Genomic DNA, 15,785 nt, shown 5'->3' with positions numbered 1-15,785 from the left:
TTTTATAGGCCTTCCTTATGTTCTGAAACAAAATCTGTATTGATCGGGCCATTTAAAAGACCATGCGTAAATTGCTCCACAACAGGATTTCCTGACGAAAGCAAGCGATCAATTTTTCCATTCCAAATAATTTTTCCCTCATAAAGCATCGCGGCCCGATCCCCGACACGGCGGGCAGAAATCATATCATGCGTAATCATGAGGGTTGTCGTTCCCATATGACCGCCAGCTTCATGGATCAAGGCATCAATCACGGCCACCATCACAGGATCAAGCCCGGCTGTCGGCTCATCCAAAAGCAAAATCCCCGGTTTTAAAGCCATCGTTCTCGCAATCCCGATCCTTCTTTGCATTCCACCAGAAGCAGATGAAGGATAAAGATCCCGAACGACATCCATTTTTAAGCCGACACGCTGTAATAAAATAGAGGCCTCTTCACGCAAAGCAGCACGTGAGGGCGCAGGGATAAATTTAGGCTTTTCACCGTCATGCAAGGCATATCTTGCCTTTTGGCGTAAATATTGAATTCTTGGCAAAGCATTCAAAGCAAAAATAATATTCTCGACAATGGAAATAGAATCAAAAAGCGCCGCATTTTGAAAGAGCATTCCCATTTCTGCCCTTAAAGCCTCTGCTAAAGCAGGGCGACAAGAAAGGACATCTACGCCGTCAATTTCAATAGAGCCGGCGTCCGGCTTTTCCAAGCCCAGCAAACAACGCAATAAGACAGATTTTCCTGTCCCCGAACCGCCAATAATAACCGTCGAAGTCCCAGAGGGCACATCCAGATCAACCCCCCTTAAAATTTCTCGATTGCCAAAGGATTTCTTTAAGCCTCGAATACGTAAAGAGGGCGCCATTTTTGAACGATGCACCAAGACCTCCCTGCCCTAAGCGGCGAAAAGAAAATCCGTTAGGAAATAATCTGTTACCAAAATCATAATGGAAGAGGCAACAACCGTTGCTGTCGCTGCACGTGCAACCCCCTCTGCGCCACCCTTGCATTTATAACCATAATAACAGGCAAAAAGGGTTACCATAAACCCAAACACTGCTGCTTTGACTAATCCGATAAAGATATCATTATATTTCAATGCCTCAGCCGTTGCGTGAATATAGGGAACGGCGCTAAAGCCAAGCTTACCAACACAAACAGAAAACCCACCCAAAACACCTAAAATATCTGATAACGCCACCAGAATAGGCAAGCCGACAATACCGGCCAATATTCGTGGCGTTACCTGCATCCGCATCGGATCAATGGCTAACGAGCGCAATGCGCTAATCTGATCCGTCACCTGCATGGCCCCAATATTGGCAGCCAGCGCTGCGCCGACCCGACCTGCAATCATTAAACCCGTAAGAACAGGCCCTAGCTCTCTTGTCACAGCAACCATTACCGTTCCCGGCAAGGCGGCCTCTGCATGATATTGGTGAAAGCCAATCCAGCTTTGCAAGGCAATCACACCGCCGGCAAAAACAGAGGTTAAAGCGATAACCGGCAATGACAAAAAACTAATTTCTAGCAATGTTGAAAAGAATATCCGCCCATAAAAAGGAAGATGTAAAATCCGAATAGCGGCTTGAGAAGCAAAAAAGGTAAGATGCCCCACCCTTTGACACATAGCTAAAAAAGAAGCACCGAGAAAATGAACGGGTTCCAATAAAAGCAAAAATATATTTTTCTTTTGCTCCTCTCTCACAATTTAGGAAACCATGAGACTAGAGGACGTATTTGCCGAGGCTGTCGCCAATTCATTCATTCTTTTTTCATCTTTTTTCGCCGCTTTTAAATCTGCCTTCTCTTTTTTGATTTCCTCTTTTATCGCCTTCTGATCTGTGACCGGCACATTCTCAGAGGCTGACGCAGTGGGAACCGGTGCTGAAATAGGCGCAACCGGCGTTGACGCAATCGGCTGCGTTGCGGTAACAGCGACACCCGGTGCCGGCTGTGTTGCCGCATCGCCCTGAGATAGCGCCGCATCCCCTGTCAGAGCGGGCTGAACAGCGCTCCCTTTGGCATTATCGGATACCGTTTTTGAGAAAGCCGATGGCATTTCTGTTGAATCTAACGCTAAAATATCCGCCGGCGGTGGCGATACGACGACATCCGGTTGAGAAATCACAATACTGCCTGCTGGAACTGTCTCCTTGCGGATAATACTGCCATCTGTAATCTCTGGTGCTTGCGCTACAGCGCCGAGACGAACAAACCCCTTATCTTTTGTACGAACATCTGCATGCCCCACAGAAGCAAAGACTTGCGCCTGCGACTCATCCGCCATTGTAAAATGCGCCGTTGCAATATGGCCTGAATGTAGCAAAACATCCGAATGTGCACTCCCAAAAAGGGAGAAAACAGAAAGATCAGAATCCATAGACGTAAAAGAGGCACCATCTGCAACAATAAGCTGTGCTGCTCTATGGAGTTTCTCAACAGAAACTTTGGAAATGCCCGTCATTTTTAGATCTAAGGAATCCACCTGCCCTAAGGATACCTCTCCACCGTCCGTGACATTCCCCTCAAACGAAGCAACTGCCCCGGAAATTTTCAAAGAAGCCTTGGGGGAATCATGATAGATCACACTAAAATTGGTAGGAATTTGTAAAGATAGCCCAGCACCCGGCACACATTCATTGGCTCGGATCAGAATACGATTTTGCGCCTCATCCTTAGCCACATTAAGGGTCATATTTTTAGGCAAAATACCCTTCTGATTAATCCCCTTTGTTAAGGTTGGATCAACCTCTATATTTATAATACTGCAAGGTGCCTGAAGATCTATCTCTTCTCCTTTGTAGAAAGTCTTTGGGGATGGTGACGCAGCCTTAACCGACCCCCCTAATGAAAAAATTCCTGTAAATCCCGTAAACAGAAAGAGAGAGAGATAAACCCCTGAATTAAACTTTTTCTTGGACATTATCTTTGTTGTTCCCTTAGTAAATTTCCTCGCCCAAGACCTTCAATTTCTAGTCCTGCCCTTTGAAAAGCTAACACGTCTAAAAAATTTCGGTAATCCAATATTTTCTTTCCACGCATTCTTTTGGATAAAGCAACAGGAGAAAGCGATTTAAAATCCTCCCACTCTGTTAAGAGAAGCACGAGATCTGCCCCTTCAGCAACGTCTTCAGCCGTTTTAGTCCATTTTAAGGCCTGCTCTCCCCCTTTAAGTACACCTGTCCGCTCGAAAACAGCCTGTGCATTTTCCATGCCGCAAGGATCATAGACTTGGAGAACAACCCCCGCTTTTAAAAAGTAAGGTAACATGGAGAGCGCCGGTGCATCCCGGACATCATCCGTTCCCGCCTTAAAGGAGACACCTAAAACACCAATTTTTTTCCCTTTAACATCTCCACCAAGACGTTCCAGCACCCGTTTCGCTAACTGAAGCTTACGGCGCTCATTGCTTTCAATCGCCGCCTGAACCAATTCCGTTGTTAAATCATGTAAGCGCGCTGTCGCCGCAAGGGCACGAGAATCTTTTGGAAAGCAAGAACCGCCGACCCCCGGGCCTGGAGATAAAAAACGTGCGCCAATCCGCTCATCCAGCCCCATCGCCTGAGCAACCTCAAGCACATCTGCACCTGTCGCCTCACAAAGATCGGCCATTTCATTGATAAAACCAACTTTCATCGCCAGAAAAGCATTCGAAGCACATTTAGAAAGTTCTGCACTCTCTAAGGAAACAAAGAAAAGTCTTTCTTTATCCTGTATAAGACCAGCGTAAAGTTTTTTGAAAAGCGCTTTAATCCGATCAGATTCTGCCGCTTTATCCGCATAAAGCCCGATGAGAATACGATCAGGATTCATAAAATCGTCCAGCGCCGTTCCTTCTCTTAGAAACTCAGGATTAGAGGCCAATGTAAAATCAACATCTGGGCGTTCTTTTTTTAGAAATTTCACCAGCTCACGCCCTGTCCCCACCGGCACGGTTGATTTGGTTACCACCAGCAGCCTATCAGACTGACAATGTTTTGCAATCGAAGCAGCGGCATCAAACACTTGAGAAAGGTCTGCCTTATCTTCCTTTTGAGAGGAGGAAATATTGGCAATTGTGGGCGTTCCCACTGCGATGAAGACCGCATCCGCCGCTCTCAAAGCCTCTTGATAAGAATCTGTAAAAGATAATCTACCGGCTTGAATTTCCGTGGTTAAAGCTTCGGAAAGGCCCGGCTCATAAATCGGTGACTCCCCTCTTTTTAAAGCAGCTAGGCGTTCTTGATTTTTTTCCAGAACGATGACCTCAGCTTCTAGCTTTGCAAAGCAAACCGCCGAAACTAACCCAACATAGCCCCCACCAATCACAACCAATTTCATATTTATGACGCTTTCCTAGTCCTACTTTCTAAATGGCCTCGATATTTTCCATTTTTTAAGACCATCACAATTTGGGTTAATATACGCTTCAATAACATATAAGAAAACGTGAGTAACAAAAAAAAGGGCGCTAGATAGACATCTAATCGCCCTTTATTTTCACGCAGATTTAAAAATGAAAAGCTTCTTTTAACCTAAATTGGCAGAAAGACTTTTTGCAACGGCTTTAACATCTTTAATCGGAAGCCCCATAGCATCTGCCAAACGCGTTCCGTAATCTGTGTCTGCCTTATAGAAATAAGCACAGTCACGAATCAACGTAATACGTGGATTTTGACGATATGGCGTTCCCTTCATATCTGCGACAAGATTGGAAATCAGGGCCTGTTTTTCCTGCTCGGAGAAGGAGCGGTACAAGATACCTGCCTGCGCAAAATCATCCATCGGTGCAATCGTCCGCTGCTCAGCCTTACCGGAAACAGTATAAACAGCACTTGCATACGGACTATCTTTCGGCGCCGCAGCAGAAATATGACCATTCCCCGGATTTGTCTGATCGACAGTTGCCCATTGGTCTTCCCAGAAGCTCGTTGGCTGGTAATTTGCATGACCCTTTTGCGGTTTCGCACTCATTGTGCCATCCTGCTGATCATTATGCACGGCAACCAACGGCGCATTAACAGGCAGATCCTGATAATTCACACCTAAACGGTAACGCTGTGTATCTGGATAAGAGAAGATACGACCCTGCAACATTTTGTCCGGAGAAGCATAAATACCAGGAATCATGTTGCTTGGGCTATAAGCCGCCTCTTCCGTCCACTGGAAGAAATTATCTGGGATCTTATTCAAGACCATAGACCCTAAACGAATTTCCTTAACACCGATCCAGTCTTTCGTATCGTCAAAGGCATCATAGGGCAAAGCTTTCGCCTGTTCCGGCGTCAAGACCTGAGCATAAAGATCCCATTGTGGGAAATTGCCCTTTTGAATATTGCCATAAAGGTCTTTTGTCGCATAGTTCCAGTCGGTATGTGAAATCTGCTCAGCCGTTAATCCCTCAACGCCCTGCTGGGATTTAAAGTGAAACTTCACGAAGAACTGCTTGCCATCTTTATTGATCGTGCGGAACGCATGTACACCGTACCCATCAAGATGACGATAATCTTTTGGCACGCCATATCTCTGAGAATAAAGCCATGTCAGAGCATGGGTATTTTCTGGAGAGTTTGCAAAGAAATCAAAACGTCCCACAAGATCCTGAACTTCTGTTACAGGATCTGGACGGTTGGAATGGATAAGATCTGGGAACTTGATCGCATCACGAATAAAGAAGACTGGAAAATCAATCCCAACCACATCCCAATTCCCGGTATCGGTTTTGAATTTCACGGCGAAACCACGAGGATCACGAATCCACTCAGGGGAACCTGGTCGGTTCAAAACCGTAGAGAATCGCATCACGATAGGAGTCTTTTTGCCCTTTTGGAAAAGAGAGGCCTGGGAATATTCACTGAAATCAACATCAGAAATAAAAACACCCTGTGCCCCCGTACCACGGGCATGCACAACACGCTCCGGAATACGCTCACGGTCAAAATGTGCCAATTTCTCGAAGAAATGCGCATCCTCTATCAAGCCTGGACCATCTTGACCTGCTGTTTTGATATTCTGATTATCTGCAATAATATGCGCAGAACTATCTGTTATCAATGCAGGTACTTTGTCGGTGCCATCATAGGATTTATCTGCTGTAACGCCAGCACGATCTGTACTGGTGCCTGCAAATGCAGTGCCCGCCATCAAACTGGCCGCTAAACCCAAGCATGTCGCAATTTTTTTTGTCATAGAAACTCTCCGGGAAATTGATAAAATCTTCTGACGCTCTTCATCTTTAGCGCCCGTGAGTGGTTCCCTGCCACCCAGCCTTTAGATAGAAAAAATCCTATCATATGCCTTTTGGTGTGTCATCTCTTTCTTCGCTTTTAAAAAAGTCCCAGAAAACAAGATTTTATAAGAGAAATACTACCGTAGTTTGTCTAATTTTTTTTCCAAAAGTAAAGCCAAAATCGACACGATAAAAATAAAAGAAAAACCATTCTTCAAAAGCAGAAAAATCCGGGATATTTTTAAAAAATTCACAGAAAAATTAAGTTGAAACTCGAAAATATTTAAAAAATCTCATTTTTCGACTTGTCTTTCATTTCCAGCACTGCTAAACCCTGATGCATCACAGCTTGCTTTTCTTTACGAAGATAAATTTCAAGCATGAAGAAGCGGGTGTAGCTCAGCTGGTTAGAGCGCCGGCCTGTCACGCCGGAGGTCGCGGGTTCGAGTCCCGTCACTCGCGCCATTCTAAAATATTTTTAGAATGGTGCGAGAACTCCCATTTTATCTATCAAAGTTTTTTCTGTGACATACTCCATAAAAGAAATTTTTTTGTCCCTTCAAGGTGAAGGCATACAAAGCGGTAAAATCAGTCTCTTCTGTCGTTTTTCAGGATGTAATCTCTGGAACGGCCTCGAAAAAGACAGAGAGAAATCCATTTGTAAATTCTGCGATACAGATTTTATCGGGACGAATGGTGCCTATGGCGGTAAATATGCCTCTCCGGAAAATCTAGCCGAAACCATTGCGGACATCTGGGAAAAAGAGACAAAATCCTCTGCTGAAAAACACGTTATTTTTACAGGTGGTGAGCCCTTACTCCAGCTTGACGCTCCCCTTCTCAGCGCTCTAAAAGATCATGGCTTTAAAATTTCTCTTGAGACAAATGGCTCTCTCATGCCCTCCAAAGACGTTCTTACCTTACTGGATTGGATTTGCGTCAGCCCTAAAGAAGAGAAACTTGCGCTTACAGCAGGAGATGAGCTGAAATTCATCTACCCACAAACGCACTTAACCCCAGAATCTTTCCAGCATTTAAAGTTTAAACATTTCATTCTCCAACCAATGGATAATGAAAATAAAAAAGAAAATACCAAACAAGCCCTAAATTACTGTCTTACCCATCCGAATTGGCGACTTGGCTTACAACTTCATAAAATCCTTGATATTGAATGAAGAATACCCCCTTTCCATTTTATACCTTTAGAAAATATGTCGACATCTCTTTCCTCCTCTCATAAATCTGTCTTGGTTCTTTTCTCTGGCGGCCAAGATTCAGCCATTTGCTTAGCCGATGCCCTCTCTCGTTTTGATCGTGTCGAAACAGTTGGATTTTACTATGGGCAACGCCATGAGATTGAACTGGAGTGCCGCCAAAATATTCGCAAAAAACTTCCCCTCATCAAACCCGAATGGGCAGAGAAACTTGGCGAAGATCACCTTTTAGACCTCTCCGCCTTGGGAGAAATTTCTGAAACTTCCCTAACACGTGAGACAGAAATTAAGCTGAATCAGCAGGGACTTCCAAGCTCCTTTGTCCCCGGACGTAATATTATTTTTCTTACCTTTTCTGCCGCCTTGGCTACGAGACGAAATATTTCCAATATTATTGCCGGTATCTGTCAAACAGATTATTCGGGCTATCCTGACTGCCGTGACGATTTCTTTAAATCTATGCAGGTGACGCTTAATTTAGGTATGGCAGAACAATTTCACCTTCATGCGCCCCTCATGTGGATTGATAAAGCGCAAAGCTGGGAACTCGCAGAGAAAACAGGCGGTAAAGAACTTGTTGATTTTATCAATGAAGAAAGCCATAGCTGTTATCTTGGCGAACGTGGTGAACGCCAAGAATGGGGTTATGGCTGCGGCACCTGCCCAGCCTGTGAACTCCGTGCCCAAGGGTGGCAAGAATATAGAGCAAAAAAATCATGATACATTCTCACTTCACGCTTGAATTTACACGCCGCTTTGCAATGGCTCACCGTCTCATTACGGGGACAAGTGAGGCTTGTGCCATTCCGCATGGCCATAATGAATATGTTACGCTTTTTCTCACAAAAGGCCCCAATCACCAAGGGGAGCGCTTAGATGGAAAAGAAAATATGCTCATGCCTTTTGCACAGGCAAAAAAACGCTGGCATCATTTTATTGATAACCATGTCGATCATGTCTTTCAGCTTTCCGATAAAGATCCCTTACTGGACTTCTTTAAAGAAAAAGAGCCGGAACGCCTCCAACGTATTATGGTCACCCCCGGTGACCCGACAACAGAAATGCTTGCGGCCCTGCTTCTTTCAAAAGCCAACCAATTTTTAAAAGAAGACGGTGGACTGCTTGCAGCCAAAGCCATTTTAATTGAGGAAACGCCGACCAATAGTGTCAGGTTTGAGGGCAATCCCGCAGACATCCTGCCAAACCTTCCTACAAAAGAAAACGGCTATTGGTGGGAACGTGCCGACAACAGCATTTCTAATTTCACATCTTAACCGGCTAAATGGGATAAAAGCGCCTCAAAAATCCAGCGGATAAAGCTGCGATTTTTGAGCTGCGGGCCACAAATCCGATATTGCTCCTGATATTGTTCCGCTCTTTGCTGTACAAGGGAAGCGGCCTTTTGAATATCCGGCCTCAGCTCATAGGTTTTGCGCCGATAACCTGAAATTCCCTCATGGTAAGCAAGATATTGATGATATGCATCCTGTTTCTCTAAAGAGAGTTTCTCCGACGCTTTGGCAATATACCAATCCACAAAATCAAAAGAATCTGAAAAAGATTTTCGTTTACGGGTCTTGTTCTGTGTTTTGAGATATTCTGCCCAACTGGCATTCACAGCCTGTGCATAACCGTAGGCAGAGGTAATATGTGTCGTTGGGATAAAACCGAAAAGCCGATTTCTTCTTGTGCCAACCTGGCCCCGAAAGCCAGATTCTTGATACATAATCGACATCGTCACCGAAACGGGTATCTGCCATTTTTCGGCCTCCTTTACCGCTGTACGGTACCAGGCCCGCCTTTCGGTAAAGATCTCGCAAATATTTTCAGGATGACGTGGGGGCGGTGGCGTACAGCCTGCCAATAAAAGCGCTTCCCCCAACACATAGAGAGAAAGCCGGAATTTTCTTATTCCGACTTTTCCAAAAAAGGGCATCCTAGAACGGAATATCATCATCCAAATGATTGTCCGAAGGGACATCCCAAGAGGATTCCTGTTTGCGAGAAGGTGCCGCCGCTTGACGTGGAGAAGATGCAAAATCACCGCCATAAGAAGAGGAGCGACCTTCACCGCCACCATTACCGCCGACAAGGACAAGCTCTCCTCTAAAAGCATCTAGGACGATTTCCGTCGTGTATTTTTCCTGTCCAGTCTGATCTGTCCAAGAACGGGTACGAAGCTCTCCCTCTACATACACAGAGCGCCCTTTCTGAAGATATTTCTCAGCAATCTCTCCAAGACGTTCATTAAAAATAACAATGCGATGCCATTCCGTACGCTCTTTACGCTCACCGCTGGCACGGTCTGTCCAGCTTTGAGAGGTTGCGATCCGAAGATTTACAACTTTTTTGCCATTCTGCATCATACGAGATTCAGGATCTACGCCTAAATTACCGAGGATGCATGCTTTATTTAATCCTGCCATTGTACCCTTCTCTTTAGTCAAATAAGTGGAAAGGATTTTCAAAGTAAATCCTCCCCAAATATGCTTTACTTACTCTCTTTCTAACATTTCTTTTGTGAATTTCTACAAAAAAGAAACAGGATCAATGTCTATATCCACACGAAGATGCTTTGGCATCTTCTCTCTTGAAAGCCACTCCCGCAAAACTGGCTGCAAGGCAATCCCCCGCTTCACCCGCAATAAAAGACGATAACGATGCTGACCACGCAAAAAACTCAGCGGCGCAGGTGCAGGCCCCAACACAACAACCCCCTCTCCTTGCGGCGCACAAGCCCCAAGTTTCCAAGCATAATCTTCCGCCTGTTTTAAATTTTCAGAAATAATCACAATAGCGGCCAAGCGTCCATAAGGCGGCCAAAATCCCGGACGGCGTGCAGCCTCCTCTAGCTGCATGAAGCTTTCAAAATCACCCTTTTGCAAAGATTGCATGACAGGATGTTCTGGCAGATATGTCTGTAAATAGACTTTTCCGGGCTTTTCAGCACGGCCAGCACGACCTGCCACCTGACTTAAAAGCTGCATGGTACGCTCTCCTGCCCGTAAATCCCCCCCGCCCAAACCAAGATCAGCATCAACCGCCCCAACCAAAGTCAATTTTGGAAAATGCCATCCTTTGGCAACCAGCTGCGTCCCGATTAAAAGATTAATCTCTCCCGACTCAATTTTTCCTACCATTTCCTGCATTTGCATTTGGGAAGTGGTTAAATCCGACGTCATACAGAGCTGATGCGCCTCCGGAAAATGCCGAAACGCCTCTTCTGCAATCCGTTCCACCCCCGGACCGATTGTTGCAAGATCCTCTTCCGAACCGCATTCCGGACAAGAAACAGGCACAGCTGTCACATGATCGCAATGATGGCATTGCATCCGGCGTCGCTGCTGATGCTGCACAAGCCAAGCCGAACAGCAATCACACCGGAACCGAAAACCGCATTTCCGGCAAAGCGTCAACGGGGCATATCCCCGGCGATTAAGAAAAAGTAACGCCTGCTCCCCCCGTCCCAAAGTCGCCTTAACCTCTTCGATAAGTTTCGGAGAAAGAAAATCTCCCTTTTCCGGCGAAGCCTCTTTCAGATCAATCATTTCAATCGAAGGCGGCACCGCCGCCCCATAACGTTCCGTAATTTTTTGCCAATGGTAACGCCCAGCCTGCGCATTCATAAGCGTTTCGAGCGAAGGAGTTGCAGAGGCTAAAATAACAGGGCATTTTTCAAGATTTGCCCGTAAAATTCCCATATCACGCCCATGATAAATCACCCCTTCCTCTTGCTTAAATGTCGCCTCATGCTCCTCATCAATCACAATTAAACCAAGATGGGTAAAAGGCAGAAAAAGAGCCGATCTCGCCCCGACAATCAAACAGGGCCTTTCGGAAAGCGCCTCTTCAAAAACTTTGGAACGTGCCCTTGGTGTGAGTTCTGAATGCCAAACCAAAGGGGCGCTTCCAAAGCGTGCTTTAAAGCGTTTTTTCCATTGGGCTGTGAGCGCAATTTCAGGCAGTAAAACCAAAACCTGCTTTTTCTCTTCTAAAGCTTGCGCAATCGCCTCAAAATAAATCTCCGTCTTTCCTGAGCCTGTAATCCCCTGCAATAAATCGGTTTGAAATTCAGATTTTTTAACCATTTCTCGCAAAAAATGGCCAGCAGCAGCCTGCTCTGGCGAAAGATTCGGCTTTTTAAAAAAGGGGTCAAGCTCGACCTCTCCGAGAGACGGCAAAGCAACTTTTTCTAAGAGAGCGGCGTCCTCCAATTTCTTTAAAACAGAAACACCTACACCTGATTTTGCCAAAAGTGTTTCTGTCGAGAAAATTTCTCCCCCAGCAACAACATCCAAAACGGCCTGACGTTGTTTTGTCACTTTAAAATCTTGCGGTATAATTTTTTGCGTCTGCCGCCAGCCCCTTTTTTCTGCCCCTTTGCCATTGAGAATTAGAAACTCAACCATGCGAATCACAGGGCCAAGCATCATCCCCGGTGGCATCAGATAATAAGCGGATGCCCAATTCACAAAACGCCGTAAAGAGAGCGGAAGAGCTGGAAAGTCCAGCACTGCCGAAATGGGACGAAGTTTTTTCATAGGCCATGATTTCGGCGCAATCGGCGCAAGCTCCTTGGGCACATCTGAACCCTGGTCCCAAACACAGCCGATCACCTCGCTGCGCCCAAGCGGCACACGGACAAAACGCCCCGGCGGTAAAGGAACCACATAGCGATACTCTAACGCTGTTTCAAAAGGGCGTCGGAGCAAAACATGAATACGATGGCCAAGATCATCTTCTTTTTCTTTTAAAGATAGGGCAATATCCTTTTTCATGAATATAAATGCTTCCCCTCTTCCACTACTGACGCCAGATTTACGCCATTTATGGCAAAAATGGGGCGCTTGGCTTGCCCTTGAGAAAAAACTCTCCCCCCTTACTTTAGAAGCTTATCAGCAAGATGTTGAGCGGGCGATGCGTTTTTTTCTTGGAAATCTTCCCGGTACCATAGATGCCAAAAGGCTTTCAACCCTTGAAAAACCCATTCTCAACCGTTGGCTAGCTTGGGAAATGAACCAAACTTTTGCCAAGAATCCACAAAATAGCAAAGAAGGCGTTAAGCGGAGCCAAGCCAGACGACTTTCCTCCCTTCGCTCTTTTTTCAGATGGTTAGAACAGGAGAAAAACCTCGAAAACAGCGCTGTTTTTCGCCTAAGAGGGCCAAGATTAAGTAAAAGCCTGCCACGTCCGCTCAATGTCAAAGAGGCACTGGCCGCACCGGAAGAAATTGCCAGCGGACAAAAAAAACCTGAACTTATTTTGCGTGATATTGCCCTTTTCTCCCTTCTTTATGGCGCTGGATTGCGTATTGGCGAGGCACTGAAGCTTAATATTGGACAGATCCGCAATTTCAAAGGCACTTCTTTAAGAATTATCGGCAAAGGCAATAAGGAAAGGCTTGTTCCCCTCATTCCTGAAGTCATTAAACCGCTCCGCAAATATTTAGAAGTTAGAGATCCGCTTCAAGGACTCGATGCCGATGAGCCCTTTTTTATCGGTGCCAAAGGCGGACGCCTCCAAGCCGGTATCGCACAAAAATCTATGCGGGAATGGCGGCGGCAATCAGGACTACCAGAAAGCGCCACCCCCCATGCGTTGCGCCATTCTTTTGCCACCCATCTCCTCTCAAATGGTGCCGATTTGAGAGTCATCCAAGAATTACTCGGTCATGCAAGTCTTGCCTCAACGCAAATTTATACCCTCGTGGATGAAAAAAGCCTGCTGGAAACATGGAAAAAATGTCACCCCAAAGCCTAAAAAAAATCCATCCCAAGGCTGCGCTTCTAACAGATCGTCCGACAGAGATCTTTACCTTCATTCTTGAGGCGTTTGAGGCGCAGCAAAAATGCACCCTCATTAGCTTAGTCGATATTATTCAAGGCTCCTCAAGAGCACTTGGGGCACATATGGCAGTCCGTGAAGATGGACTTTATTGCGGTTTTGTTTCAGGGGGCTGTGTCGAGAATGCCGTCGCTCAAGAGGCGCTTACAGCAATCTCAGAAAACAAAGACCGTTTCTGCCATTTCGGCAAAGGATCACCCCATTTTGATATTGTCCTCCCCTGTGGCGGAGGTATTAAACTTGCCATTCATCTTTTAAAAGACGCAAAACCGATCACGGAAATTCTTTCCTTCTTGAGACAAAGAAAATCCTGTTTTTTAACCTACCATCCACAAGAGAAAAGCCTTACCGCCACTTACGGCAAGGAAAAAAGCGGCTGGACAGGCAATCATTTTTACATCGCCTACCGCCCTGCAACCCGCTTGTTTCTGTCAGGCGGTGCCTATGAGACAGAAATTTTAGCCGAAATTGCGGACAGCGCAGGATTTGAGGTCAGCCACCCCGCAACAAACACACCAAACGAAATTCTCAGACATTTAGAGGATTGGACAGATGAGAATACGGCCATTGCACTTCTCCATCATGATCCGGAACGAGAACTGCCAATCCTTGAAAAAGCGCTCAAAACAAAAGCCTTTTATATTGGCTGCCTCGGCAGTGTACAGACCCATGAAAGACGTAAAAAACATTTGATGAACAAAGGATTCTCTTCGCAAAAAATAGCTAAAATCCATGCCCCAATCGGCCTCTTCGGCCCAGCACGCAACGCCCGTCCCCTCGCTGTCTCCATCGTGGCGGAAATTATGAAGAGTGCCGATAACTATTCTTTGCCATAATCAGGATTTACCTTGTACTTATCTTCAAGACTTTCAATAGAAAATGTTGGAACCAGCATTCCGTCAGCCTTACTCTCTTTTTTTCTTTCTTCTTCCCACGCCACTGCTTCAACAAGATAATAAATAGCTGACTGCGTCAGTCTTAAAAGATACCGAGTCTTTTCCTGCATCTCAGAGCTTGAAATCGAAAAACAAAATTCATTACTTGGTAAACTTTCTTTTATCATATCAAATGCCCACCCCTCATGGAGCTGAAAATGCTTATGTTCTAAGGCATTCCTAATATCCTCAATTTTTTCTGCTTGTGATGAGGTCGCTGTAGAGAAATCTGGATTTCTAATTTCTTTAGAAAGCCAAAAGAGCGAAAGTAACAATGGATTTTTAGATTCTGAGTAAACTGGGAGGACATTTTCGGGTACCGCTTGTCCACGCTCTTTGTACCAAACATTTCTAAAAGAAGTATTTTTTCTTGATCGAAAAACCCCCCAATACTCATTGATAAAATAGCCAATTTTATCAAGTAACGAATACGCTTTCTGAAAACTTGTCTTCAACATCTCTGTATAAAGTGAGAAGCATGGAAAACTTAGCGTATTCGCTATCTCGACATAACGATCTGAGAAATGTGGCTTATGACCTTTCTGAGCTTCGTAAAGAAACCACCGAGCGGTGATGTATTCTTGCTTTATCTGATTAAAAAGTCCAAAAATTGGAGGAGGAGCCCCATTGATATTTCTAATACCTAAAGGTAGCTCTTCAAGGGAGGAGGTCATAACCGCTGGCAAACGAAGATCATCCAGTGCATCCCCTCCATCCATACCTAAAATGCCATACTGGTTTAAAAACAATCCTTTTTTCAAAGACCATTCACGATAATATAACTCTATTTTTGTTCTAGAAAGTTCCTGAGGTGAAAAATCCCTTACAGAATCGGGTACACTAAGAAAACAACTTTTCAATTTCTCAAAATGCCACTCAAAATAAGGAACAGCATGAGGCTCCAAAGTTTTTTTTCCTTCAGAAGAGAAGGTTTGCTCTAAAATATCAAGTACAGTTGGATAAATAACGCTCGCTAAATATTGAATATCTACACAACTAAAACTCTCTAACTGAAGCAATCTACCAACGATCATACTTCCTTTAGCCCCTAAAGCCATTGCAAATCTGGGATTAACCTTTAAAGCTTCCTCCCAGTTCTGAAAACCTTCTCGATACCTCCCTAACTGCGAAAGAGTATTGCCTCTATTGGTAAAAATATTGCATTTACGGTGTAATGGAAGTTGCTTAAAATCTGGATGAAAAACTGCACGGGAAAGACTTAAAAGTTGGCGCTCTTTGTTTGTATTGCGCACTTTCCATAAAGAAATATCCTGATTTTCAAGATTTGCCAGCGCTCCATAGGCATTAGAGCGAAAATACTCAGAAAGAGGTGTACTACCATATTTGGTATAAAATTCTTGAAGGAATTTTAAAGCATTTAACAGGCCTTCTTTATCCCTTTTCTTACATGACAAATCAATTAAGTTTCCTACATTTAAAAGGAGTTTTTCCTCTTTATAAAAATCTATCTTTTCTGACATCTGGCACTTTAAAATTTAGTTCAAATCACTAACGGCTAAACTAATTCATTAGCCACAATAGAAGAGCTCTGTCACTGCACAAAAAACATATTATCTTCGATCTCT

14 protein-coding genes and 1 tRNA gene are annotated in these 15,785 nt (G+C 44.8%); 6 read left to right on the top strand and 9 right to left on the bottom strand.

Annotated elements, in window-relative coordinates; all coding sequences use genetic code 11:
* Window positions 1-2: 2 nt before the first annotated feature.
* The 5 genes from FAI41_05470 to FAI41_05450 all read right to left on the bottom strand — a co-directional run bounded on the left by FAI41_05470 (window position 3) and on the right by FAI41_05450 (window position 6,121).
* On the bottom strand, window positions 3-860 hold the full coding sequence (locus FAI41_05470) for an ATP-binding cassette domain-containing protein (protein ID QCE33798.1): 858 nt from the start codon (window positions 858-860) through the stop codon (window positions 3-5).
* Between the two features lie 30 nt (window positions 861-890).
* Window positions 891-1,625 (bottom strand): ABC transporter permease, encoded by a 735-nt coding sequence (locus FAI41_05465; protein QCE33797.1) that lies wholly within the window; start codon window positions 1,623-1,625, stop codon window positions 891-893.
* Between the two features lie 81 nt (window positions 1,626-1,706).
* Window positions 1,707-2,921, bottom strand: coding sequence for a hypothetical protein (locus FAI41_05460; GenBank protein ID QCE33085.1), 1,215 nt, complete (start codon window positions 2,919-2,921; stop codon window positions 1,707-1,709).
* Window positions 2,921-4,318, bottom strand: a complete 1,398-nt coding sequence (locus FAI41_05455; protein ID QCE33084.1) for a UDP-glucose/GDP-mannose dehydrogenase family protein — start codon at window positions 4,316-4,318, stop codon at window positions 2,921-2,923. Before FAI41_05455 ends, FAI41_05460 begins: the two co-directional genes overlap by 1 nt.
* A gap of 189 nt (window positions 4,319-4,507) precedes the next feature.
* Window positions 4,508-6,121, bottom strand: coding sequence for a catalase (locus FAI41_05450; protein ID QCE33796.1), 1,614 nt, complete (start codon window positions 6,119-6,121; stop codon window positions 4,508-4,510).
* 473 nt (window positions 6,122-6,594) lie between these two features.
* Here FAI41_05450 and FAI41_05445 point away from each other — a divergent pair.
* From FAI41_05445 to FAI41_05430, 4 genes are all read left to right on the top strand, one after another.
* Window positions 6,595-6,671: transfer RNA gene (locus FAI41_05445), tRNA-Asp, on the top strand.
* A gap of 59 nt (window positions 6,672-6,730) precedes the next feature.
* On the top strand, window positions 6,731-7,381 hold the full coding sequence (gene queE, locus FAI41_05440) for a 7-carboxy-7-deazaguanine synthase (protein QCE33083.1): 651 nt from the start codon (window positions 6,731-6,733) through the stop codon (window positions 7,379-7,381).
* 36 nt (window positions 7,382-7,417) lie between these two features.
* Window positions 7,418-8,140 (top strand): 7-cyano-7-deazaguanine synthase QueC, encoded by a 723-nt coding sequence (gene queC / locus FAI41_05435; protein QCE33082.1) that lies wholly within the window; start codon window positions 7,418-7,420, stop codon window positions 8,138-8,140.
* Window positions 8,137-8,694, top strand: coding sequence for a 6-carboxytetrahydropterin synthase (locus FAI41_05430; GenBank protein QCE33081.1), 558 nt, complete (start codon window positions 8,137-8,139; stop codon window positions 8,692-8,694). Before queC ends, FAI41_05430 begins: the two co-directional genes overlap by 4 nt.
* On the opposite strand, the gene FAI41_05425 is transcribed toward FAI41_05430, so the two are convergent.
* The 3 genes from FAI41_05425 to FAI41_05415 all read right to left on the bottom strand — a co-directional run bounded on the left by FAI41_05425 (window position 8,691) and on the right by FAI41_05415 (window position 12,198).
* Window positions 8,691-9,470, bottom strand: a complete 780-nt coding sequence (locus FAI41_05425; protein ID QCE33080.1) for a hypothetical protein — start codon at window positions 9,468-9,470, stop codon at window positions 8,691-8,693. The two genes, FAI41_05430 and FAI41_05425, sit on opposite strands and share 4 nt — an antisense overlap.
* Window positions 9,358-9,846 carry a single-stranded DNA-binding protein gene (ssb, locus tag FAI41_05420; protein ID QCE33079.1) on the bottom strand — a complete coding sequence of 163 codons (489 nt, stop codon included), beginning with the start codon at window positions 9,844-9,846 and terminating at the stop codon, window positions 9,358-9,360. Before ssb ends, FAI41_05425 begins: the two co-directional genes overlap by 113 nt.
* A 102-nt stretch (window positions 9,847-9,948) precedes the next feature.
* The gene (locus FAI41_05415) at window positions 9,949-12,198 is read right to left on the bottom strand and encodes a primosomal protein N' (protein ID QCE33078.1); all 2,250 of its coding nucleotides are present in this window, start codon (window positions 12,196-12,198) and stop codon (window positions 9,949-9,951) included.
* Here FAI41_05415 and FAI41_05410 point away from each other — a divergent pair.
* Together FAI41_05410 and FAI41_05405 are read left to right on the top strand one after the other, a co-directional pair.
* Window positions 12,197-13,180 (top strand): tyrosine recombinase XerC, encoded by a 984-nt coding sequence (locus tag FAI41_05410; protein ID QCE33077.1) that lies wholly within the window; start codon window positions 12,197-12,199, stop codon window positions 13,178-13,180. The genes FAI41_05415 and FAI41_05410 overlap by 2 nt on opposite strands.
* Window positions 13,153-14,100 (top strand): XdhC family protein, encoded by a 948-nt coding sequence (locus FAI41_05405; GenBank protein QCE33076.1) that lies wholly within the window; start codon window positions 13,153-13,155, stop codon window positions 14,098-14,100. The genes FAI41_05410 and FAI41_05405 overlap by 28 nt, the downstream gene beginning before the upstream one ends.
* On the opposite strand, the gene FAI41_05400 is transcribed toward FAI41_05405, so the two are convergent.
* Window positions 14,085-15,680 carry a hypothetical protein gene (locus tag FAI41_05400; GenBank protein ID QCE33075.1) on the bottom strand — a complete coding sequence of 532 codons (1,596 nt, stop codon included), beginning with the start codon at window positions 15,678-15,680 and terminating at the stop codon, window positions 14,085-14,087. The genes FAI41_05405 and FAI41_05400 overlap by 16 nt on opposite strands.
* Window positions 15,681-15,785: the final 105 nt, after the last annotated feature.

This window comes from Acetobacteraceae bacterium, assembly GCA_004843165.1.
Lineage (GTDB): Bacteria > Pseudomonadota > Alphaproteobacteria > Acetobacterales > Acetobacteraceae.
The sequence above is the reverse complement of the archived record's forward strand: the minus strand, read 5'-3'. Positions and strand labels throughout refer to the sequence as shown.

What these genes read in the sequence shown, in the direction of transcription:
- queC (QCE33082.1), top strand. Translation starts at nt 7,418, where the DNA reads ATGTCGACATCTCTTTCCTCCTCTCATAAATCTGTCTTGGTTCTTTTC.
- FAI41_05430 (QCE33081.1), top strand. Translation starts at nt 8,137, where the DNA reads ATGATACATTCTCACTTCACGCTTGAATTTACACGCCGCTTTGCAATG.
- FAI41_05465 (QCE33797.1), bottom strand. Translation starts at nt 1,625, where the DNA reads ATGTGTCAAAGGGTGGGGCATCTTACCTTTTTTGCTTCTCAAGCCGCT.
- FAI41_05410 (QCE33077.1), top strand. Translation starts at nt 12,197, where the DNA reads ATGAATATAAATGCTTCCCCTCTTCCACTACTGACGCCAGATTTACGC.
- FAI41_05425 (QCE33080.1), bottom strand. Translation starts at nt 9,470, where the DNA reads ATGGCGGTGATTTTGCATCTTCTCCACGTCAAGCGGCGGCACCTTCTC.
- ssb (QCE33079.1), bottom strand. Translation starts at nt 9,846, where the DNA reads ATGGCAGGATTAAATAAAGCATGCATCCTCGGTAATTTAGGCGTAGAT.
- FAI41_05450 (QCE33796.1), bottom strand. Translation starts at nt 6,121, where the DNA reads ATGGCGGGCACTGCATTTGCAGGCACCAGTACAGATCGTGCTGGCGTT.
- FAI41_05460 (QCE33085.1), bottom strand. Translation starts at nt 2,921, where the DNA reads ATGTCCAAGAAAAAGTTTAATTCAGGGGTTTATCTCTCTCTCTTTCTG.
- FAI41_05470 (QCE33798.1), bottom strand. Translation starts at nt 860, where the DNA reads ATGGCGCCCTCTTTACGTATTCGAGGCTTAAAGAAATCCTTTGGCAAT.
- FAI41_05415 (QCE33078.1), bottom strand. Translation starts at nt 12,198, where the DNA reads ATGAAAAAGGATATTGCCCTATCTTTAAAAGAAAAAGAAGATGATCTT.
- FAI41_05400 (QCE33075.1), bottom strand. Translation starts at nt 15,680, where the DNA reads ATGTCAGAAAAGATAGATTTTTATAAAGAGGAAAAACTCCTTTTAAAT.
- FAI41_05405 (QCE33076.1), top strand. Translation starts at nt 13,153, where the DNA reads ATGGAAAAAATGTCACCCCAAAGCCTAAAAAAAATCCATCCCAAGGCT.
- FAI41_05455 (QCE33084.1), bottom strand. Translation starts at nt 4,318, where the DNA reads ATGAAATTGGTTGTGATTGGTGGGGGCTATGTTGGGTTAGTTTCGGCG.